Origin of the sequence: Paenibacillus sp. MAHUQ-63 (assembly GCF_028765165.1) — a bacterium.
GTDB lineage: Bacteria > Bacillota > Bacilli > Paenibacillales > NBRC-103111 > Paenibacillus_E.
Map to the genome: position 1 here is coordinate 83881 of NZ_JARADB010000005.1, position 22108 is coordinate 105988.

The following is a 22108-nucleotide window of genomic DNA, read 5'->3' on the forward strand; positions in this document are numbered from 1 at the left end:
TTTTTATTACCTTAAACTAAGAACAAGGCTAGTTAGTATAACTAGCCTTGTTTGAACATAAGCAAACCTATCGTTCGTAACCGTTATGCCTTGTATGCACCTATTATGGTTTCTCAGGAACTTTAATTTCGCCACTGATGATTTTTGCTTTGTACTCGTCAACTTTTTTCAAGATTTCGGCGGATACGTTTTTCTTGGAAGTTTCCGGAAGACCTACGCCGTCATCTTTCAGACCCAATGTCACGACTTTGCCGCCTTGGAATTTGTTGTCGATCAGGTCCTTGGACACACGTGCAACCGCATTGTCGACACGCTTCAACATGGACGTCAATGTCACTTCGTCGCCGAATTCAAGGGACTGGTCTTTATCTACACCGATAACCCATACTTTTTTACCGGATTTCACACGGTCTTTGGCTTCGTTAAATACGCCGTTACCTGTGGAGCCTGCAGCATGGAAAATGATATCCGCGCCGTCGTTGTAGATCGTAGCTGCCGCCGCTTTCCCAAGGTCAGGCTTGTCGAATGCGCCTGTGTAGTTGATTTTGATCGTGGCACTAGGGTTAACGGCCTTCACGCCGGCAACGAAACCAGCTTCGAAGCGTTTGATAACCGGAATGTCGATACCGCCGACGAAACCGATTTTGTTGGATTTTGTCGTAAGACCGGCTACAACCCCTACGAGGTAGGAACCTTCTTGCTCGGAGAACGTAACGGATTCCACGTTAGGAGCTTCCACAACGTTATCGATGATCGCCAACTTCGCGTTCGGATTTTGCGTTGCAACCGTTTTAAGCGCATCGCCCATCAAGAAGCCGATTCCCCAAGTCAAGTTGTAGTTATCCTTCACGAATTGGTTCAAGTTCGGCACATAATCCGCGTCGCTCTTACTTTCCAGGTTTTTCACTTTTGCGCCTGTTTGTTTCTCAAGCCCTTTCAGGCCTTCCCATGCGCTTTGGTTAAAAGATTTATCGTTTACGCCGCCGATGTCAGTAACCATGCCGATTTTGAAATCTTTACCGCTGTTGTTGCTCGGTGCTGCGGATGCCGCACTGCTAGCTGCCGGAGTCGCAGAGGCCGCCGGTTGCGTTTCTTCTTTTTTGCCGCAACCCGCCAAAGCAAGCGCGGAAACCGTTACTGCCATAAGCGCCGTTGTGAGTACTTTTTTCATCAATGTTACCCCCAAAAGATAAATTTAAAATTGTACCTTGAATCCCAAATTATAGTATGGCCAGATCAAGTTCAATTATGTAATGCTTACGATAGATTGAGTGTATCATTTTGGATGATGGGAGAAAAGAAATCCACGCGTAATTAAACATAATTCGTTATGTAAAACAAGTTGACATGATCTTTTTGTAAAGCCCCACAATATAGGTTCAAAGCCCCAATTACTGATTATACAACCATCGGTTAATAAAATCTAGATGACCCATTATAAAATCTAATCGGCCATTAAACGTAGGAAATCGCGCGGGGATAAAGGGGGATTGAACAACTGTCCTTGCACTTCCGAACACCGCAAAAACTTCAAATATTCGAGCTGCTCCTCGGTTTCGACACCTTTCGCAATCAGCTTCAGTCCCAAGCGCTCAGCCATGCGCGTGATGGCGACAGCCAGCTGCTTGTTCTCGTCGTCTTCGACCAAATCCCTGATCAACGTGCTGTCCAGCTTCACACTGTCGAATGGCAAGCCTTCCATACCGCTTCGCGTTAACAGCCCCGTGCTCAAGTCATCCATGGCGATGCGCACGCCCAGCCTCTTCAGCAGAATCAGCTTCTCGCTGGCTTCCTGCACGTTGGAAGATGTGATGCTCTCCGTCAGATCCAGCTCGACCAGCCCAGGATCAATGCCCGTTTCTTGCAGCAGCTGTGCGACTTCCATCGTGAAGCCTGCATCTCTGAACTGCGAAGCCGTAATCGGATGCGTCATTCTCAAGGGCTTATGCCCAGCATCCTGCCACGCTTGCAGCTGTCTGCACGCCGTCCGAATCGCCCATGTGCCGATCGGGACCATAAGGCCCAGCTCTTCGGCCGCCTTCCTCCAGTCCACCGGCGAGGAGAGCCGCTTGCCTGCTTGGTCCCAATGCAAGATGACTTCCATCCCGATGAGCCGGCGGCTCGCGATCTCATACTGCGGCTGATACAACAGTTCGAACTGCTGGCGCTCCAACGCAGTGCGCAGCTCACTTTCCATGTGAGCTTTACTTTTTACCATGACATCGATTTCGGAGGCGTAGAATTGGAAGCGGTTGTTACCAAGACTTTTGGCTGTATACATGGCATCGTCCGCATATTGCAGAAGCTGCTCGGGCTGGGTGCCGTCCAGCGGGTACAGGGCAATGCCCATGCTAGCCGTGATGATAACCGGCTTCCCGTCCAGTATGAACGGCTCATCCAATACCGCCTGGATACGCGAGGCCACCACTCTGACATCCTCCGGCTTGGCGAAAGCTTCAAGCAATATAATAAATTCGTCCCCGCCCTGCCGGTAGACCGTATCCGAACCGCGCAGACAGCCTAGCAATCTATCGGCTGCCTGACGAATCAGACGGTCCCCATAGGCGTGACCTAAGGAATCGTTCACTTCTTTGAACCGGTCCATATCCAGGAAGACGACCGCAGCCAGCTCTTCATTGCGCTGCGCATGCAGCAAGGCCCGCTTCAACCGGTCATCGAACAACCGGCGGTTAGGCAAACCCGTCAACGTATCATGATAGGCCAAATACGCAAGCTGTTTGCTCTTCTCTTCCTCTTGCCTCTGCGTCAGCCGCAGTTGGCGGATCCATATGGCAACCAAGAGGCAGACCAAGGCTTGAACCAGCAACCACAGTAACAGCAGCGGCGTAAATCTGAAAGAAGCGGCTGCAAGCAGATTGACGGTCAGTACAAAGAAGGCCAGAATGCCCACATAGCGCTGTTCCTGCACCTGTATCCGTTCAATCCACTTCAAGAGTAAGCTTCTCATCGGGGAACCTCCATTCAATCATCAAAAAAGGCTATTCCACTTGGAATAGCCGTAGGCGCACCTGTATCGGTAAACTGCATCCTCTCGGCAGCTCAGCCGTCATCGTTGCAAGGCAACCTAAGACCTGGAGCTTTGCGTCCTTACCTTTCGGCAAGTTTGCCTTTAACCATATTCAGGTAAAAAACGGGACTATATAACTATATCACAGAGGCTTTCATTTTGGCTATTTTTACTTAAATTAGTAAATTAAATAGTTTCGGGTCCTTATTGATTTCGATGTATCCATAGTCCTTGCGGGACAAGCGCTCAATGAGCCCCTCGTAGTCATCTTTGTTTTTCAGCTCAATGCCGACCAGAGCCGGCGCATCGTCACGGTTGTTCTTCTTCGTATACTCGAACCGGGTAATATCGTCCGTAGGTCCCAGTACCTCCTCCAGAAATTCGCGCAAGGCGCCTGCACGCTGCGGGAAGTTGAGGATAAAGTAATGCTTTAGGCCTTCATAGATAAGCGAACGCTCTTTGATTTGCTGCATCCGGTCAATATCGTTATTACCGCCGCTAATGATGCAGACGACGTTCTTGCCGCGAATTTGCTCCCGGTATGCATCAAGCGCCGCAACGGGCAGCGCACCCGCCGGCTCGATCACGATCGCATTGTTATTGTACAGCTCAAGGATTGTCGTGCACTCCTTACCGGACGGAATAATCACGATGTCATCCAGCTTCTCCTTGCAGATCTCGAACGTCAGTTCACCGACTTGTTTCACGGCCGCGCCGTCCACGAATTTCTCGATGGAATTCAAGGTCACAACCTTGCCTTGCTTCAGTGCCTCCTGCATGCTGGCAGCGCCCTCCGGCTCAACGCCGATAATCTTCGTGTACGGCGAAACGCTGTCCACATAAGTTGCAACGCCTGCCACAAGCCCGCCTCCGCCGATTGTTGCAAAGATAAAGTCCGGCGTATCCGACATTTGGTTCATAATTTCGAGACCGACCGTTCCTTGCCCCGCAATCGTGCGAATATCATCGAACGGATGAATGAACACCTTGTTCTCTTTCTCACAATAGGCCTTGGCCTGCGCCGAGGAATCGTCGAAGGAGTCCCCCGTCAGAATCACCTCGACGAAAGCCCCGCCGAACAGCTTCACCTGCGAAATCTTCTGTCGGGGCGTCGTTGTCGGCATGAAAATTTTGCCTTCGATGCCGAGCTGCTTGCAGGAGTACGCCACTCCCTGCGCGTGGTTGCCCGCGCTGGCGCACACGACACCCGCCTCGCGTTCCTCAGGCGTCAAGCTTTGAATGACATTGTACGCGCCGCGAATTTTGAACGACCGGACGACCTGCATATCTTCACGTTTCAAATAAACGTTGCATTCATACAAGTTAGAGAGCAGCTCATTGCGTTGTAAAGGCGACGGTTCGATCACCTTGCTGAGCATATGATTGGCCCTAATAATTTCTTCCAAACCTACTTTTCCGGAAACAACCATTCTTCTCTTACTTCCTTTCTCTCCAAAATATGCGAATGAAAAATTTAAAGATTATTGTAGCATATCTCAGAGCGGCTGTACGAGAATATTATTGGAAAGGTTCCGCAAGCTTCATAAAAGTCTCTGTTTCAGATCCCATCCCTGAGGGTATTAAAGAAACAAGAACCTGCAAAGGAGTGATCGCTATGTCGACTCAGCCATCACGCAACTATGAAATCGAAGAACGCCATGTGGAGAAGAAATCGGATTCCAGCTTAGTAGCATCGACTTTCATCAAGTATGCGGCTTACATCGTCATCACCTTCGGCATTCTGTACTTCCTCGTTCAATATGTATTTCCTTTGTTCTAAGATCGTTATACGGCAATAGAAAGGGGCTGCCTTAAGTAGTTACGACTACTTCCGGCAGCCCTCTTCACTTGCAGCGAATCGTTATCCTAGTAGTAGTAGCGAGGAGGCTCTTGCAGCTCGGCACGCTTCTGAAGGAAGCGATAGAAGGCGCTGGCTGCCTGCGCTTTGGAGACTTCTTGCTGCGGTGCGAACTTCCCGTCCGTAAGCGTCATAATGTTCAGCCCTAGCACGATGGCCGCCACGCCCACATCCTTAAGCTCTGCGGCGTCAGCGAACTGCGAATTGAACACGCCGTCGTATTGCGACAGGCTCTTGTAACCGAGCGCCTTCACGATCAGCTGCGCCATCTCTTCACGGTCGAGCGTCGCTTCCGGGTTGAACTCCGTACCCGCCTCGAGCAAGCCACGGTCCACGGCATTCTCCACATAAGCGAAATACGGCGAAGCGTTGCTCACATCGGCGAAGGACGCCTTGCGTTCAGCTCCGTAATAGATGCCGCCGTTGCCGCCGTTCATGGCAATGACCAGCATTTTGACCAGCTCGCCACGCTTAATCAGTTGATCCGGGGTCACTTTGCCATCCTGCACATCCAAAGCTTGATAATCGAGCATTAGCTGCAGCTCGTTCTTAGCCCAGTGATTATCAATATCGCTTACCGTCACTTTATCCAAGGACACCGTTTCGCCGGTTTGGCTGTTCCGCCATACGCCGGTTTGCGCATCCAACAGGAAGGGCTCGCGGTTGAATTTGGGGTTGAGCGTGTAGACCAGCTTAGCCTGCAGCTTCTCGTCCTTGTTCGCTGCAGCAGCGGTCGGAGGCATCTCTCCGGCTGCCACCATCACATTGTATTTCTCCAACGGGATCGGGCCATTGTAGCCGCCATCCTCCAGAACATAATTAAGTTTGATGTCAAATTGGGAGAGCCACAGATCCTTGGCTTTATCCAGCGCCAACACCTCTGGTTTCTGCTTCGGATACGGCATGTTGCTCAAACCGAACTGATAGCTGACCATCTCACCGGTCACGCGGTCAATGCTGACCGATACAGCTTCTTGGCCGGCGATCACGCCATCGATGACCCGGTTGAAGCTGATGTTCCAATTCCGCATATGCTTCAGCTGCTCAGCGGGAATATCTTTCTCCGCTTGAACGCTCAGCACCAGTTGATCGGTGTAAGCCGGAATCTGCTTTTTGACGAACTCCACGCTCTTCGCTACCGCATCGTCCAGGGAAATCTTCCCAACAATTTCCTTATCCCCCTCCGGTCCATATGGCATGTAGCTGTTGAAGCTCGTAATTGCTCCGGTTGTACTGTTCACTCCCGCCCATGCGCCTCTCGAACCGAGCTTGCCGGAAGGGTCCTTCTCGGAGGTGACCGTCCAGTTCAAATTCCAGTACGAGTCGGTCTGTCCGGTTTCCGGATTCGTCGATTCATTATAGCTAGCTTCCTGCAGCTTGTAGTCTGCCGGGAGGTTGAATGCTGCCGCTACCTTCTTCGCCGCTTCTTCCTTCGTTAGATTGAGCGTGGCTGCAGGCAGCTCAGCGAGCGGTTTGTCGGTGAGGGGCTTCCCTACCGCCAGCTGGGGACCCGGATTCCACGGCTCGCCTGTTTCCGCGTTCAGCGAGAATCCGCCCATTATATACGACAGAATGGGCAGCTTCTTCCCCTTGGCCCCGTATGGAATCTGATACAGCAGCGACATTGCCGCCTTGTCATGGAACAACTGCGCCGCCTTCTCCTGGGCAATCGGTTTCACGCCGGTCGGGAACGTGACGTTATCCATCCAATTGTAGTTATAATTCGTGACTTCGCCATCCCCGTTCACGCTTACCGAAACCCCGTTCATGGCGAAGAGGACCCCGTCTACGGAACGGTCGAACCGGATATTGTATTGATAATTGCCATTCAACGGCGTACGGAACGCCTTCTCTTCCGAATCGTTATACACAAGCTCATGCTGCTTGTCTGGATTTACTTTGGCAATGAAGGCGGAAGCGACAGCTTTGGCCCCTTGGAAATCTACCTTCGGCGGGTAGCTGGGCTTGCGGTCCGGGTCGTTGTCGTTCATGGAATAGGCGGTCAGCGAGCCGTCCAAACCGTTAATGGACACGTTCATGTACCCGTAGTTCTTCTCTTTCACTTTCTTCACATAGCTGATGTTCCACGTTGGGAAATTACGGCCGCCCATCCCCCAGTAAGCGTTCAGACTGATCGATTGCATCGTGTAGCCTTCGGGCAGGGCGATGTACGACTTCGCACGTTCCAGCGCTTGTTCCTTGGTGATTTTGGCATCGAGCACTTGGCCTTCGCCGCCGCCTGGATATGCCGGGATGCTGATAGTCTTGGCGTCGACGCTGACTTCATTAGCCCAGACAGCCGGAGCAGCCGTAAGCAGCAAGCTTGAAGCGAGCATAAGCGTACCTGCTTGTTTGACGATTTTCAAAGAAATCTTCCTCCTTCAGAGCGCAAATATTTCCATAATACTCCTTGACGCTGCGAACTGGAAAAAGGTTGCTGCAAATTCACAAAAAATAAAAATAAAAAAGCACATCCCCGCCCCCGGATCAACCGAAGTACGGACATGTGCCGTTATCACTTAGAGCGGCCTGGCGTTTCGCCTTGCCGGGAGCCTTCCTGACTGAGCGTTTGCATCAGTTCCTTCATTTCCCCCTGTGTCAAATCGCGCCACCGGCCCACCTTCAAATTGCCCAAATGGATATGCATAATCCGGACGCGCTGCAGCCGCACAACCCGGTATCCGAACGCTTCGCACATACGGCGAATTTGCCGGTTCAACCCCTGAGTCAGAATAATGCGGAACACCCGCTCACCAACCGGATAGATCTCACAAGGCTTCGTTACCGTACCGAGAATGCGGACACCGCCGGCCATCCCCTTCAGAAACATCGGAGTGATCGGACGGTTCACCGTCACGATATACTCTTTGTCATGATTATTTTCCGCGCGTAAAATCTGATTCACAATGTCTCCGTTATTCGTCAGGAGAATAAGCCCTTCGGAATCCTTGTCCAGCCGGCCGATAGGGAAGATCCGTTCTTTATGACCGACAAAATCAACGATGTTTCCTTTCACGTGGGCTTCCGTCGTGCTTGTAATCCCCACAGGCTTGTTCAGCGCTATGTAAACGTGCTCCTTCTTCTCGCCGATCGGCTTGCCGTCAACCCGAACCTCATCGCCCGGTCCTACCACGCTTCCGAGCGAGGCGACTTCACCGTTGATCGTAACGCGCTTCGCTTCCACCCACTTGTCCGCTTCCCGCCTGGAGCAGACGCCTGTTTCACTAATATACTTATTGATTCTCATCCTTGGGAGATCCCTTCTTTGCCGTAATCCTATTCGATAGATAACTCCTATTATGCTGGATTCGTTACTTCGGTTCAAGTTCGCTTGCTCTAAAAAAGAAAACCGCCCACAATCCGATGGATGAGGCGGTTCCTGCCGACCTATGACTTGGGCACAGCTTTAACGACGCGCACGTATTTGCGTTGTGCAGGCGTCAATGGCCGGACATATGAATAATTGCCACCAGGCGCAGGATTAATCGCCGCACCCGCTTTGTATGTGCCTGTTCTCGCCAGAACCGCAACGCGGATATTGAACGTATTCATCACACTGGCAATCGGCGTGGAGATGGAGCGCGGACCGCTTCCTGCAAAGTTGAGCGCTGCGGCGAACTGTCCTCGCATCCAGACGGAGCCGGAGTCCCCGGGCAGGGAGATGTTGGTCGAAGACGTAAGGACCGTCTGGTTGCGGAATTGCAAGTTAGCGCCTCCCAGTTCAGGGTACGGCCCAATTGTCGTTGTGACGCCGATACTTTCGACGGTACCGGTAACCAGACCTGTGGTGCGCCCCGACTTGAAGAAGCGGTCGCCTACTCGGTAGCTGAGCAAATGGCCGCGCGGGTTCACGAATTGGCCAGTACTGCTTACCAAATATCGCGGTGTCAGCAAGCCGTTGTTGAATGGAATAGCCGTTGCGGCATCCATAAAGTTAGGGCCTGTCAAATTAAACGGGACGAACCGGAACGTCGTGCCGACACGATCCGTTCCATTGACGCCTCCGTCCAGATTCCCCGGCTGAATAATGTTAGCGCCGAAACGGTTCTCCGTAATCAGCACGTGATTATTGCTGAGCATCAGGAGTTGGCCGTTCTGGATAACGATCAGTCCGCAGGTCCCCGTGCCCCGGTTTTCTCTGCCGATACTGACGCCGCCTGGAACCGGACGATGCTTGCCCCTGAACTGCGCCGCCCGGAACCGCTTCGCAGGCGACTTCATCGACCGGGCGATTTTCTTAGGCTCTACAACGGTATTCGGTTTGAAAAGACCGGATGCAATGAAACGCACGGGAATGCTGGGGCCGACCATCCTGGCGATGCTCTTGCCGATTGCCGTCGTTGCCGCGCCTTTGCGCGTGTAGACGATAATCGCCGCACCGCGCCCGGGGTTGCCCGGGTCCGCGAAGCCTACGCCTGTGCCGGTAACGTCCGGCATGCTCAACATAGGGTAAAGCCTCTCATTGTGCCTTAAAGCCTCGTAAAAAGTCGCCATATGCATTCTCCTTTTATAAGGGGATGTATCAGCGTATGACGCCTAGCGGCAGTTTGTCTCCTCTATTAACCTAGCACTGCAACAAATAGATGAATAGCCACGGTTGCTTGTACCTGTCATTTGGGCTGCAGCCGTAAGAAGCGTATAATAGAGTACAATGATAAGAATAAGGAGATTATATATGCATGTACTTATTTTGGGGGCTACCGGCCGAGTAGGAGCCCGCGTTCTGGAATTGGCCCTGGCGGATCGCCATCAGGTTACGGCGCTCGTTCGCAGCCCGGGCAGCGTGCGGCAGACCTCGGACGGGCTTACCTTGCTGCAAGGCGACGCCCGCAGCGCTGCGGACATCCGGCGATCCTTGCAGGGCGCAGACGCCGTTATCAGCTGCCTCAGCACCGATGGCGGCACAGTTCTCACGGAGGCGATCCCGCTGCTCATCGATGCGATGAAAGAGCGCGGCGTGAACCGCATCGTCTCCGTCGGCACAGCCGGTATTCTGCAGAGCGCCACGCATCCCGGGCTGCTCCGCTACGAGGCGCCGGACGCCAGACGCTCCTCCACGCGGGCCGCAGAGGAGCACCGCCGGGCGTGGGAGCGGCTCGCCGCATCCGGACTGGCATGGACGGTCGTCTGTCCGACCTATCTGCCGGACGGCGAGGCGCTCGGCACGTACCGCGCAGCACGCGATGTGCTGCCGGAGGGCGGCACGTCGATCTCGGTCGGCGATACGGCAGCTTTCACGTACAGGGTCGCCTGCCATGGGGAGTATGTCGGATGCCGGGTCGGCATCGCGTATTAAAAAAGGATGGAAGCCTGTAGAAGGCTTCCATCCTTTTTTAATAGCGTCTCGCTCTTTCCTTCGATAAGGCAGCGAGATTCAGCCCCGAAATGACGATACCTGCGATCCGGAACAAGTAGCCCACGACCGGAATGAAGCTTAAGAAAGACATGACGATATTAATAGCCGTCTTCATCGTGGTGCCGTTGTGAGTCAGAATCGCAAAGACCAGATTGGCGAACACGAGCGGAATGACCCATGCGCATGACCACAGGTACACGAATGGGATCAGTCCCAGCAAATACCCGACGGCAATAGCAATTTCGGACAGCAGCTGCAGCAGATTAAGCAAACGAATCGTATCTGAACGCATATAGCCCCTCCATTCTGCAAAGGAAATGATTTCTACCTTCATATTGTAGCATGCGCGAAAAAGGAAAAGTACCTTCTTTTCCGTCCATTTGCGTATGACGCGAAGCAACGAGCTTCGATGTGCGTAAGGGGAATATCTCCCACAAACGAGGCCCTGAATGCCCTTATCGCCGGCTCCGGTTCTATTTTCCGTTAATGGGACATACATTATTGGGATTATTCTGTGCTAAGGAGAAATCGCCCATGAGAAAATATGCGCCGTCATCGGATTTATTGAATCGCTGGGTTGAACTGGCAGTGACGACAGACCACGTGTTCAAATTTTTTCTTACGTACATGAATCCCTATTATTTGGGCGGTCATCTATCGCGGAGCTCCCTGCTTACGAACGATGCTTCCTCTCCGCCTCTTCGTTACAATCAGTGGAACTTCATCAAACTGCACAGCGGAGCCTCCGTCAACTTCTTTCTGACCGAAATCAACGATCACGATATAGCCGGACACCTCGTGCGCTCCGAAATTGCGAACATCGACTTCACGATCATCCGGTATCAGCAATTTTTCGAAGCGTATGCCTGCCGGTTCCGCCCTGCTCTAGCGGCCAATATCAGCCGCATCCCGCCGGAAGAAAGGCGCCGGCTGTGCGACCTCGTTCAGCGGGCCGAACAGACGCTGCAGGCCCGGGTTGCGCTGCGGGAGCTGGCTGCCAGATCGAAGCGCATTCCGCAGGCAGGCGAGCTGCCCGCCTTGGATGATCAGGATTTGAGGTACTTGTCGGACGCACAATTGGAGCTTTACTCGGAATTTCACGACCATGACGGGCAGCTGGATTATGAAGCCGTACAAACCGGCTTCGAGCTGTATGGAAACGGGGAGCTGCGCAGCAGCAAATATCCCGGACATTTGGAGCCGGATCCCGCCGTAGACTTCCTGTTCGCCGAATTTGCGCTGCACGCCATCGAGCGAGAGATTTCGCCGGATATCTGGTCCAAGCTGCTGATCCCGCTCGTGGAATTCCAGGAATTGTTCATCCAGACCTGCGCACCGACCGGCAAGAAGGACACGCAGCAGCCCGATCCCGGACGGATCGAGCATCTGCGCCGGAAATATGACGCAATGTCCGTACAGGAGCTGCAGCGCGCCTACGCCGATAATTTACTGAAAGCGTGCAGCCTCACCGTATGTCGGCGCGATAACGAGCAGCCTTGATCGGCAGCATGCGCCCAAAAAAAGACCGTCAAGCCCTCCTGAACCGCACCTCCAAGGTTAGACTCTGTCTAACAATTGGGGGACGGTTCATTCGGCCTGACGGTCTTTATGCTACAACCGCACTTCGCTATCGGCGGCTGTAGCGGTATCCGAATGTCCCTGCTGCAGCTGGTACATTTGATAATACCGGCCGTGGAGCGCCATCAGCTCCTCGTGGTTGCCCCGCTCGACGATCTCCCCGTGGTCGAGCACGAGAATTTGGTCGGCGCTCTTGATCGTCGACAGGCGGTGCGCGATGATGAAGGTGGTCCGACCCTTCGACAGCACCTCGAGCGCGGCCTGAATGACCGCCTCGGTTTCCGTGTCGATGGAGGCCGTCGCCTCATCGAGGATCAGGATCGCCGGGTCGAACGCCAGCGCCCTGGCGAACGAGATCAGCTGCCGCTGCCCGGCCGACAGCGTGCTGCCCTTCTCGATCACGGGCTCGTCGAAGCCGTGCGGCAGGCTTTGAAACATCTCCGCTGCGCCAACCTCGCGCAGCGCCTGCTCCACCCGTTCCCGGGTGATGGACGGATCGTCCAACGATACGTTGGAAGCGATCGTCCCTGTGAACAGGAACGGGTCTTGAAGCACGATGCCCATGTGCTGCCGGAGCAGCTGTTTGGGCATCTCGCGGACATCGCGGCCGTCGACGGTGATGCGGCCTTCATTCACATCGTAGAAGCGGAACAGCAGATTCAGGATGGAGCTTTTGCCTGACCCGGTATGCCCGACAAGCGCTACGGTCTGCCCCTGTTTCGCCTCGAAGGAGATGTTCTTCAGCACGTCTTCCCCTTCTTTGTAAGCGAACCGGACGCCCTCGAACTTCACGTTGCCCTGATAACGCTCCGCCTTCCCTTCTGCTACGGCCAAGCCGCGCTCATCCAGCAGCTCGAACACCCGGTCCGCCGATACGATGGCTCTCTCCAGGTTCGGCAGCTGGTTGACAATCCCGACCATGGGGTGGAACATGCGGTTCAAGTAATCCACGAATGCGTACAGCACGCCCACCGTGATCAGCGAGTGCAGCGAGCTGCCCCCGACGTACCAAATCAAGCCAAAGAAGAACAGATTCCGCACCACGTTCATCAGGTTATGTGACGTGAGCGAGTTCAAGCTCAGCAATTTGTTTTGATACTTCGTATACTCGTCGTTCAGCTGTTCGAATTCCTGCGTCGTTTCCTTCTGCCTGCGGAACGTCTGGATAATCGTCATCCCTTGGATCGCCTCATTGATCATTCCGTTAATGGACCCGATCCGTTCGCGAATCTCGTGATTATAGTGAGACGCGTACTTGCGGTACACAATGATCCAAGCATACAGCAGAGGAAGGATCGGCAGCGTAAATAACGCCAGGCGGTAGTCTAGAATAAATAAAGCAATAATGATGCCGACAATATAGATCGTACCCGTAAAAAAGTTCGCCAACACTTGCACGTATAGGTCCTTCACCGACTCGGTGTCGTTCGTAATCCGCGACACGATTTTACCCGCCGGCTGGTTGTCGAAATAGTTGATCGGCAGCCGCTGAATTTGGGCGAATACGTCGCTGCGCATGCGCTGGATAATCCGGTTCGCCGCCGATTGCAGCAGATACCGCTGGCCATACGTGAAACCCGCTCCGATCACGATAAGCCCAAAATAAAGGCCGGCGAGCTTCATCAAGCTAATAAATTCCGGCTTGTAGAACGTGTACAGCTCGGCAACGCTCAGCTTCTGGACATCGTACTTAGCCTGTTCCGTCCCTTGCCTGATCGCCAGCTTGCCATCTCCGGTCAGCGTTCGCGCTCCGTCGAAGGCAATCGGCCCGTTCACCCATACGAATTGGGTGCCCACTTGAAGAATGCGAACCTCCTGCCCGCGCAGCTCCCCTGCCGCGAAGTGGTCGCTCCGCTTATAGAAGCCTCCGCCTCTCGGCACCGCATGCTCCGTCTGCACCGCCGATGTCGTCTCGTACCACGGCTTCTCGATGCCGAGAATATGCGTATCGATCATTTTCTTAGCGATGAAGGGCCCCGCCAGCTCGGTCGCAACAGCGACGGATAAGCACAGCAGCGCGATGAGCAGCGGCTTCTTGAAGATCGCGGCGTATTGAAATAATCGTAATCCTGTTTGTTTCATTCCGGTTCTCACCTTCTTTTCCCCAGATATCTATCATCTAATCAAGCATAAAGTTATACCTTTGTTTGCTCCTCTAGCTGCTGACGGTCATACTGCTCATTATACCAGCCGCCGAGCGCCAGAAGCTGCTCATGCGTCCCTTCCTCGACGATATACCCCTCATCGAGCACAATAATCCAATCCGCATGCTGCACCGCCGACAAGCGATGCGTAGTAATCAAGGTCGTCTTGCCTGCGCGTTCCGAACGAATGCCGCGGATAATTTCCGCCTCTGTCTTGGCATCCACCGCGGAGAGCGCATCGTCCAGCATGAGAATCTCCGGATCGACATACAGCGCCCGCGCAATGGAGACCCGCTGCTTCTGACCGCCGGACAGGGCTACGCCCTTCTCCCCGACCATCGTCTCCAGCCCCTCCGGCAGGAATTCGACGTCCTTGCGGAAGGCGGCAAGCTCCAATGCTTGAATAAGCTGCTCCTCCGTACCTTCGCTGCGGCCGAACATGATGTTTTCTTTCACCGTTTTGGAGAAAAGTATCGGCTCCTGCGGCACATACCCGATCCAACCGTGGACGGTTTCGATGCTCAACTGCTCGACCGGCGTATCCGAGATCGTAATGGATCCCTGGCCTAGCGGATACTCGCGCAGCAGCTGCTTAAGCAGCGTCGTCTTCCCGCTGCCTGTGCGGCCCACGATGCCCAGCGTCTGCCCCCGCTCAAGATGGAAGGAGATCCGCACGAGATTATCGATGGACGATGACGGGTAGCGGAACGTTACATCTGTGAAGCGAATGGAGTTCGGCAGCAGCAGCGTCGTCGCATTCGGGGCGTCTTGAACGTCCGGCTTGTAGCCCAGCGTTTCATTCACCCGGTCAAGCGAGGCATTCCCGCGCTGCATAATGTTCATCAGCTCGCCGATCGCGAACATCGGCCAGATCAGCATGCCAAGGAACGTATTGAAGGAGACCAGCTCCCCAAGCGTTAATTCACTGTGAAAAACCATATACCCGCCATAGCAAAGCCCGATCAAATAGGAAATACCGACGAGAATTTTGACCGTTGGTTCAAAAAGAGCGTCGATCAGCGCCACCGCGATATTTTTGCGGAATACGTCGTCCGTCATCGCCTTGAAGCTTTGCTCACTGGCCTTCTCCTGAACGAAAGCGCGGATCACCCGCACCCCGGCGATCGTCTCCAGCACCCGGTCATTCATTTGGCCGAAAGCATCCTGAGCGCGAATGAATCTCTCATGAATGCGCCCCCCGTAAATCGTAATCGCGGCCGCCATGAAAGGCAGCGGCAGAATCGAGGCGAACGTCAGCTTCCAAGAGATGAAGAAGCCCATCATACTCAGAATAGTCAGCATGAACAGCGTAGAATCCACGAACGTCAGAATCCCGAACCCCGCTGTCGTCGAGACCGCCTGCAGGTCATTCGTCGCTCTGGCCATCAGATCGCCAGTGCGGTTGCGCTCATAGAAGGTTGGCGTCATGCGCAGCAAATGTCTCATCAGCCGGGAACGCAGCACGCGTTCCAGCACGAAGGCTCCTCCGAACAGCTGATACAACCAGATGTAGGACAACCCGTAACCGGCTACGATGAGCGCGCCCCAGAAAGCCAGCAGCTGGAACAGCTTGCTGCCGGTCAGCGTTCCCATGTGAATGCCGTCGATCGCGTAGCCGATCAGCTTCGGCGGGATAACATCGATGATGCCGACGATGATCAATAATCCGATGGCGATCGTGTATCTTTTCCAATTCATGCGGAAGAACCACGCTAATTTTTTCAATACCGTAAACATCGGGACAATCACTCCTTTACTTGATTATTCGCACAAAAAAAGGCATACCGCACGCAGCGATATGCCTTTTCCCAATAAAAAAGCGCTCGTTACGAACTTCTTCGTAACCCGCGCTCCATCAGCGTATATGAAGGGTGGCAGCAGCCGAACGAACTCCTTCAAGGCGCTTTCGTTCCGGCAGACAGGCGGGTTACTTCGTATGAAATTAGTTGGTGAGTTGCTTGGCGATTCAACTGTACATGCCCGTCTGTAAACAACACAATCATCTTGAAACCCTCCTTCTTGACCGCAACCGCTTGCGTCCTCATCATTTCCAAAAGTTGTATAACTGCGCTTACAGAGGTGATCTTAACACCCTAATCAAGCCTGTGTCAATCGGAGAAAAAGACTATAACCAACTATCCGAATTGTCACACATGTTTCAAATTCGCGCGGCATATTTATAGAATGTGGCGGTACACCTGGCATACAAGGGAGTGAATGTGCATGGTCGACCAAGTGTTTGAATTGATAGGCTGGATATTCGCGTTCGGGGTCATCATCGGGGGTGTCGTTGCGCTTATCGCCCGGTTTATTAAGCGGGATTCGACACAGTACGATATCGTTTTCCTGTGGGAGAATCGTTACACGTTGGAAGAAATGGAGCTGGACGAGCCTGCTTGATCTATCGACATACGCACATCACAAAAAGGGGTATCTCCAGGTCCGAAGATCTGGTAGATACCCCTTTTGGCAGGTGTGCCAGGACTCTAGATGAGTCCCATCAGCAGGATAAACATACATATCGAGATCGCAAGCCGTACGAACGGCAAGGGCAAGGGCAAATTCGTTTGCGGATCCAGAAGATGCTGGATCCGGAGGTTCATGGACGTTTCCGCGAAGGAGGCGTGGGATAAAGATAAGTGCATTCTTGGCGTTTGCTTCAGCAGCTTGAGCAGCGCGCTGCCCAAATCCGTAGTCTGGCTCATTTGACCGATGGCATACTGATCGGCACGGAGCTCGATCATAATCGGGTATTTGCGCTCCAGCCACGCGAAGATCGGGATATACCACATCGCTTTGGAGATGACCGAAAGCAGGAAAATCGCCAGCGGGTCGCGATGCTTCAGATGGCTTTTCTCATGCTCGATCACCGCTTGAAGCTCGCCGGGCTCCAGCATGCTGAGCAGTCCGGTCGAAAGGATGATCCGCGGCTTCCGCAAGCCGATCGTCATCGCGATCGGCTTCTTGGCCGAGATGACTTGCAGCTGGTGCTTAGCCAAGAGATGATCGACGCGATAACGCAGCGTCAAGGCCGCATCTTGATGCTTCTCAACCAGTTTCATCGCTTTCCATGCCTGGAACATTTGCCGAGCCGTTAAGAAGACGACGGCACTCAGCGTATAGAGGACAAGCGCATTCACAATCTGGAAGGCAATCGGGGCAGGCACATGAAGCTTTTCAAATAAAATCACGCACAAATCAAAGATGTTATAAGGCGATCTCCATCCCAAGAGGTGCTGGCACGCATAAAGCAGCATCTGTACCAGCGCAACCCCTGACACGGCCAAAGAAGCAGCAAACAGCCATTTCAATCGCTTTTCCATCATCATGGTTACCGGTCCTTTTTCATTTCTTTGATTTTTTGTTCCAACTGGTCGAGCAGCCCGGGATCCACTTTATCCAGCGCATCCACCATGTGGGTCACGGCCAAAGAGCCGAATTCCTCGATCAGGTCAAGCGTAAGCTCCTTCGACTGCGTTTCCATGAACGCTTCTTTGGTCACGACAGGCCGGTACAGCGAAGAGCGGGCAACCGACTTTTTCTGTAAAATGCCTTTGTCCACCAAGCGGTTCATCACGGTCATCACCGTGTTGAAATTGTTCGACTTCGCATCGTTGTCCAGCTTCAACTGGACGTCCTTGATCGTGAGTTCTCCGGCTTCGTTCCAGAGAATTTCCATTATTTTGGCCTCCAGAGGGCCGAAAAAGCGGTTAAGCCCGCTTCCTTCATATTTAAAGTTATGCATTTTCATAAGAGGCTCACTCCTTACACTACAAATTGTAGTAGGTACAGCGCCTGAAAGTCAAGACATATCGCCGGGAAGCAGGCATGACCAGCCCCTCCTGTCTGCCTCCTTTACATAAGGCGAAAAACAAGGTATAATACTTACATAAAATAAGTAATTAAATATTTTAAAGTAAGGGAGCGATGGCTATGCATATACAAACTTTTTCCGCGGACCAACAAGGTACAGGGGCTTTTGACGGAGGCAAATTCCTGGAACAGCGCGCTATCAGCTTTCCCGGCGAGAAAACGGCCGTTGACCGCGTCGGCCCCCTATTTTACTGGGCATGGGGCCATGCGACCGATGTGGCGGAGATTGGCATGCATCCCCACAAAGCGTTCGAGATCGTCACCTATGTCATTGAAGGCCTTGTGGAACACCGGGATTCGCTGGGCTCATTGGAAACGGTGACGAACGGCGGGGCCCAAGTGATTCAGGCCGGATCCGGGGTCTTCCACTCCGAAGCGTTCCGGAGCGCAGGCACAGAGGGCATGCAGATCTGGTTCGAGCCCCACCTCAGCGAGACGGTGAAGAAGCCTGCGACCTACAATCAGTACGACCACGGCCAATTCCCGGTAAGCCGCCAAGAGGGCGTCACCGCGAAGGCTGTCATCGGCGGCAGTGCGCCTATTCAACTGGATACCGATGTGAACATGTACGATTGGCTTCTTGAGCCGGGCTCAGCGTTCGCTTACTCCCTCGATCCGAACCGCCAACTGGCCTTCCTCGTGATTAGAGGACAAGGCACAGCGGCGGACGGCAGCTCGCCGCGAGCGTTGACTCATAAGGAGTTCGTCATTGCAGGGACGGATCTTCCCGGCGGAGAAACCCTTCGCTTACAGGCCGATGCGGATCAAGGCATGCGTCTCATCGCCATCGACGTCCCGAAGGATCCGGGGTACGCGCTATACCGGAAATAAGAATAAAGGGCTATTCCGCCAGCAGTCAGCTGCTGAGGAATAGCCCTTCTTCTTATTCCAGGGATTGCAGTCTCGCTTCATCCTCATTCAAGGATTCGATCGCTTGCTGCACAGCCGGCGCATCGGATTGATCAGCCGCTTGGTCCAGCGAGTTCTCCGCTTTGCCTATGGCATTGCGGGCCTCCTGCAGCGTTTGCGGCGTAGGGTGCGACATGGCATGATTAACGGCTTGATGGACATTATCGACGGAATTTTGTGCGGATGAGATCGGATTCTGTGACTGCAGGCTAGAATCTTGCTTGGTCATAGTTGATGAGCCTCCTCAGAGTTGAAATCGTTACAAGGGCTTTACTTAGCTTGAGGCATTTCCACCCCTTTTATACCCTTCGTTTCGCTCACTTCACTTCAACCCGCTTGACCGCCCAGCGCCGGTCGGAGACTTTCCAGACGATATACGCGCTGCTTGCTCCAAGCACATTCAGTATCACATCGTCAACGTCCAGACTGCCCACCCGCAGCACCATCTGCAGAAGCTCCAAGCCCGCCAGCGGACCGGTAAAAAGCAGCAGAAACCCGCGGTACTCCCGAGCCCTTCTGAACAGGAGGGGAAGCAATAGCCCAAATGGCATGAACACGCCGATATTACCGAGCACGTTGATGGTCCAGGTGCGTATCGGAAACGAGTCGAAGTGCCGGATGTACAGACCGATGGTCTGCAGCGGAATGACATTGTAGGCTAGCGATCCCTCCATCCTCACACTTCGCCCAAAGCCGAGAAACATCCAATACACCAAACAACTCGTGTAACCGGTGAAAATCAGCCATAAGAGCAAACGGGCTTGGCTCCTTCTCATTTGGAAGCTTCCAAGAGTCGAAAGGAAGCGAAAGCCTTGGCAAGTCTGGCTTCGTTCGCCTCCGTGCTCACAGCCTCATCCATCCGCAGCGTCGCGGTATACGTAATTTGATTTTGATTAAAAATATAAATGGTTTCCTGGTAAGGAATCTTCGAAGTTACGTAGTTGATCTCATATTTCTTCGCTTTCAGACCGCCAAGGATCGTCGTCTCCGAACCCGTATATCTGTACTCGCTATCGTTCTCCTGACTCTTCTTCTGCTCATCGTCCGCGTCCTTCACGGCTTCTTCATAGGAAGTTTGGTTATCCGCGTCAATGGTCATATACCCTCCGGTGAAGAGGAACGATTGCCTCGCCTGATCTTTGTTGTCATAGGACTTACTGCTTGTCCAAATTTCCGGAATCTGCAGTGCGTATTTATATTTCGCGTTCTTGTACGTGACGGTACGATCCGGGTCCATCAGCTCATCGAGATCCTGAATGAAGCCCAATTCCGGATCCATGCTGTTTTTATCCACATCGATTGTCGAGACCAGCGTCTGCAAGAGCTCTTGGAGACCGGCATCAGCTTCCTCCTGCGGGTAATTCAGCTGAACTTCGTACTTATACTTATCTTTCATGAAAAAGAGAGAATATCCCGCTTTCCACTTATTTCCCAGCGAGGCGGCGAAGGCTACCTTCAGTGCAGGCACGCCGGCCAAAGTCAGCTCTTCGGGCTTCTCAACCTTGCGGTACTCCGGCACATACTGCGCTTCGAATTGCTCGCGCTCCCGCTGCACCCATGCGGCCAGCGTATCCCCGGAGGAAGCTGAAGTCACTTCCACTTGGAGCATTTGCGAATAATCGTCGCTGAAGAACGTAGAACCGCCGGTATAGCCGGCTCTCTGCCAGGTGGAAGGCAGATCGAACGATAAGCCGTACTCATTCGTATAAGTCGTATTCTCATCCGAGTAGACGGAGATATCCCGGAGCGATTCGTCCTTTGCATTGAACGCGAGCTTGAAAGAATCTAGCAGATCGTTGAAGCTATTTTGCTTAAAATTGTTATTATAGGCATCTTTGGATACAAATAGCTGCACTGTGTACAGCTTCCCTTCGTGAAGATACCCGCGGGTCTGGATGTAGCCGTCGTCGCCGGAACGGCCGACAATTTTGGCGAAAGGAGCCTCTCCCCGCTTCACGTATTGTCGCTCCAGAATCGTCGATGGCGTTCCATAATCGTCATAGTCGTACTCGTCTTCCCCGCCGCCCGTCAGCTTCGCCAGCAGTGCCGGAGGAGACAGCTCGTCACTCTCCGTTTCCACCTGAATGGACAGCGAGAATTCCCCTTTCGCATCCGCGAAGTTGACGGAATCGCCGTCTTCGGACTGCCGCCCCTTCACAAGGCCGGCCGGATATTTCATGGACCAGCCGAAGTGGCTGTCCCCGATTTTCGTTTTGCCGCGGTCCGCATCGAGGTCCTCCCCGTCCGCTTGCTGCGTCCACTTCGTCTCCGTATGGAGCGCCTCGCCAAGCGTTACGGACTTCGTAACGACGGAGCCTCCGGACTGAATGGACACGTCCACCTTCTCATCCGGCAAATACTTCTTGATCGCCTCGTTATAATCAACGAGCGTCTTCACTTTGCTGGGTCCGATAGATACGACAAGATCGTCCTGCTCGATCCCTGCCGCGGCAGCCGGCGAATCCGGATCGACATACGCAACGCGCAGACCCGTTGAGCTCGGCAAACCGACGACGGCCTCCCAACTTTCTTCCAGCTCCAATCCCAAATAAGGGCGCTTCACCTTGCCGTACAGCTGGAAATGCTTCAATACATACTGAACCGTATCGACCGGAATGGCGAAGCCGAGGTTCTCAACGCCGAAATCGGCATATTTCATCGTATTAATGCCGATGACCTCGCCTTTCATGTTGATCAGCGCCCCACCGCTATTGCCGGGATTAATGGCGGCATCGGTCTGAATAAGCTGGTACTGCGAGCTCACCGAACGGTCAAGTCCGCTGACGATGCCGACCGTGACGGAGTTCCGTAAGGCGAAGGAAATCGGCGTTCCGATCGCCGCTACGGTCTCCCCGACGTGAATATCGGAGGAAGAGGCGAATGTCGCCGGCGATAGGCCGGTAGCTTCGATTTTGACCAAAGCCAGGTCGCTCTCCTCGTCCACATTCGTGGCATGCCCGTTATAGGTTGTTCCGTCTGAGGTGACGACCACAATGTTCTTCATATCCTTAACGACGTGCGCATTGGTCACAATGACCCCATCGGATGCGACAATGACGCCGGTACCGTGCGCAAGATTGAACCGGTTCTTCTCCAGCGCTTTATCCGCATCATAAGAAGGCTTGCCGATAATGGCCACGACGGACGGCGTGGTCTTCTCGATGACCTTCGGAATCTCCGCATTCACTTCGGCTGCAGACGCGGGCGCCGGACCTTGCCAAGTAACGATCATGAAAGCCGCTAGCAGCGCTGCGAATCCCTTTTTCTTAAAAACGTTCCAATTCCCCATGGTTTGTGGTCTTCCCCTCTTAACAAAATATGACAGTAGCTAGAATCTAGCATATTTAACATAGAGAGACAAC

The 22108-nt window shown here is 53.4% G+C and carries 19 protein-coding genes and 1 riboswitch; of the genes, 5 read left to right on the plus strand and 14 right to left on the minus strand.

Features of this window, described 5'->3' with window-relative positions; genetic code table 11:
• Nucleotides 1-103: 103 nt before the first annotated feature.
• The 3 genes from PUT07_RS26355 to ilvA form a co-directional block, all read right to left on the minus strand.
• Nucleotides 104-1171 (minus strand): BMP family lipoprotein, encoded by a 1068-nt coding sequence (locus PUT07_RS26355; protein WP_274471754.1) that lies wholly within the window; start codon nt 1169-1171, stop codon nt 104-106.
• 273 nt (nt 1172-1444) lie between these two features.
• The gene (locus PUT07_RS26360) at nt 1445-2968 is read right to left on the minus strand and encodes a putative bifunctional diguanylate cyclase/phosphodiesterase (protein ID WP_274471755.1); all 1524 of its coding nucleotides are present in this window, start codon (nt 2966-2968) and stop codon (nt 1445-1447) included.
• Between the two features lie 83 nt (nt 2969-3051).
• Nucleotides 3052-3139: riboswitch (cyclic di-GMP riboswitch) on the minus strand.
• A gap of 62 nt (nt 3140-3201) precedes the next feature.
• Nucleotides 3202-4458, minus strand: a complete 1257-nt coding sequence (gene ilvA, locus PUT07_RS26365) for a threonine ammonia-lyase IlvA (protein WP_274471756.1) — start codon at nt 4456-4458, stop codon at nt 3202-3204.
• Between the two features lie 185 nt (nt 4459-4643).
• Between ilvA and PUT07_RS26370 the strand changes: the two genes are divergently transcribed.
• Nucleotides 4644-4808 (plus strand): hypothetical protein, encoded by a 165-nt coding sequence (locus PUT07_RS26370; RefSeq protein WP_274471757.1) that lies wholly within the window; start codon nt 4644-4646, stop codon nt 4806-4808.
• An 86-nt stretch (nt 4809-4894) separates the two neighbouring features.
• On the opposite strand, the gene PUT07_RS26375 is transcribed toward PUT07_RS26370, so the two are convergent.
• The 3 genes from PUT07_RS26375 to PUT07_RS26385 form a co-directional block, all read right to left on the minus strand.
• Nucleotides 4895-7252: an S-layer homology domain-containing protein gene (locus PUT07_RS26375; protein WP_274471758.1), complete on the minus strand. Its 2358-nt coding sequence runs from the start codon at nt 7250-7252 to the stop codon at nt 4895-4897.
• A gap of 149 nt (nt 7253-7401) precedes the next feature.
• On the minus strand, nt 7402-8133 hold the full coding sequence (gene rluF / locus PUT07_RS26380) for a 23S rRNA pseudouridine(2604) synthase RluF (protein WP_274471759.1): 732 nt from the start codon (nt 8131-8133) through the stop codon (nt 7402-7404).
• Nucleotides 8134-8273: 140 nt separating this feature from the next.
• Nucleotides 8274-9332 (minus strand): hypothetical protein, encoded by a 1059-nt coding sequence (locus tag PUT07_RS26385; RefSeq protein WP_274471760.1) that lies wholly within the window; start codon nt 9330-9332, stop codon nt 8274-8276.
• A 229-nt stretch (nt 9333-9561) separates the two neighbouring features.
• Between PUT07_RS26385 and PUT07_RS26390 the strand changes: the two genes are divergently transcribed.
• The gene (locus PUT07_RS26390) at nt 9562-10182 is read left to right on the plus strand and encodes an NAD(P)-dependent oxidoreductase (protein WP_274471995.1); all 621 of its coding nucleotides are present in this window, start codon (nt 9562-9564) and stop codon (nt 10180-10182) included.
• Nucleotides 10183-10219: 37 nt separating this feature from the next.
• Here the strand turns inward: PUT07_RS26390 and PUT07_RS26395 are convergent, their stop codons facing one another.
• A complete protein-coding gene (locus PUT07_RS26395) occupies nt 10220-10534 on the minus strand; it encodes a hypothetical protein (RefSeq protein WP_274471761.1) in 315 nt (104 codons plus the stop codon).
• A gap of 242 nt (nt 10535-10776) precedes the next feature.
• On the opposite strand from PUT07_RS26395, the gene PUT07_RS26400 reads away from it, so the two are divergent.
• Nucleotides 10777-11742 (plus strand): hypothetical protein, encoded by a 966-nt coding sequence (locus PUT07_RS26400; RefSeq protein ID WP_274471762.1) that lies wholly within the window; start codon nt 10777-10779, stop codon nt 11740-11742.
• Nucleotides 11743-11853: 111 nt separating this feature from the next.
• Here the strand turns inward: PUT07_RS26400 and PUT07_RS26405 are convergent, their stop codons facing one another.
• The gene (locus PUT07_RS26405) at nt 11854-13902 is read right to left on the minus strand and encodes an ABC transporter ATP-binding protein (RefSeq protein WP_274471763.1); all 2049 of its coding nucleotides are present in this window, start codon (nt 13900-13902) and stop codon (nt 11854-11856) included.
• Nucleotides 13903-13955: 53 nt separating this feature from the next.
• Complete coding sequence (locus PUT07_RS26410) at nt 13956-15701, minus strand: ABC transporter ATP-binding protein (protein ID WP_274471764.1); 1746 nt, start codon at nt 15699-15701, stop codon at nt 13956-13958.
• Between the two features lie 486 nt (nt 15702-16187).
• Here PUT07_RS26410 and PUT07_RS26415 point away from each other — a divergent pair, with 486 nt between their 5' ends.
• Nucleotides 16188-16364 (plus strand): hypothetical protein, encoded by a 177-nt coding sequence (locus tag PUT07_RS26415; protein WP_274471765.1) that lies wholly within the window; start codon nt 16188-16190, stop codon nt 16362-16364.
• An 86-nt stretch (nt 16365-16450) separates the two neighbouring features.
• Here PUT07_RS26415 and PUT07_RS26420 read toward each other — a convergent pair whose 3' ends face one another.
• Nucleotides 16451-17293, minus strand: coding sequence for a M56 family metallopeptidase (locus PUT07_RS26420; RefSeq protein WP_274471766.1), 843 nt, complete (start codon nt 17291-17293; stop codon nt 16451-16453).
• Between the two features lie 2 nt (nt 17294-17295).
• On the minus strand, nt 17296-17715 hold the full coding sequence (locus PUT07_RS26425) for a BlaI/MecI/CopY family transcriptional regulator (protein ID WP_274471767.1): 420 nt from the start codon (nt 17713-17715) through the stop codon (nt 17296-17298).
• A 182-nt stretch (nt 17716-17897) separates the two neighbouring features.
• On the opposite strand from PUT07_RS26425, the gene PUT07_RS26430 reads away from it, so the two are divergent.
• Nucleotides 17898-18668, plus strand: coding sequence for a pirin family protein (locus PUT07_RS26430; RefSeq protein ID WP_274471768.1), 771 nt, complete (start codon nt 17898-17900; stop codon nt 18666-18668).
• Between the two features lie 52 nt (nt 18669-18720).
• Here the strand turns inward: PUT07_RS26430 and PUT07_RS26435 are convergent, their stop codons facing one another.
• The 3 genes from PUT07_RS26435 to PUT07_RS26445 form a co-directional block, all read right to left on the minus strand.
• Nucleotides 18721-18975 (minus strand): hypothetical protein, encoded by a 255-nt coding sequence (locus PUT07_RS26435; protein WP_274471769.1) that lies wholly within the window; start codon nt 18973-18975, stop codon nt 18721-18723.
• An 88-nt stretch (nt 18976-19063) separates the two neighbouring features.
• The gene (locus tag PUT07_RS26440) at nt 19064-19522 is read right to left on the minus strand and encodes a VanZ family protein (RefSeq protein WP_274471770.1); all 459 of its coding nucleotides are present in this window, start codon (nt 19520-19522) and stop codon (nt 19064-19066) included.
• Complete coding sequence (locus tag PUT07_RS26445; RefSeq protein ID WP_274471771.1) at nt 19519-22035, minus strand: S1C family serine protease; 2517 nt, start codon at nt 22033-22035, stop codon at nt 19519-19521. The genes PUT07_RS26440 and PUT07_RS26445 overlap by 4 nt, the downstream gene beginning before the upstream one ends.
• Nucleotides 22036-22108 lie beyond the last annotated feature (73 nt).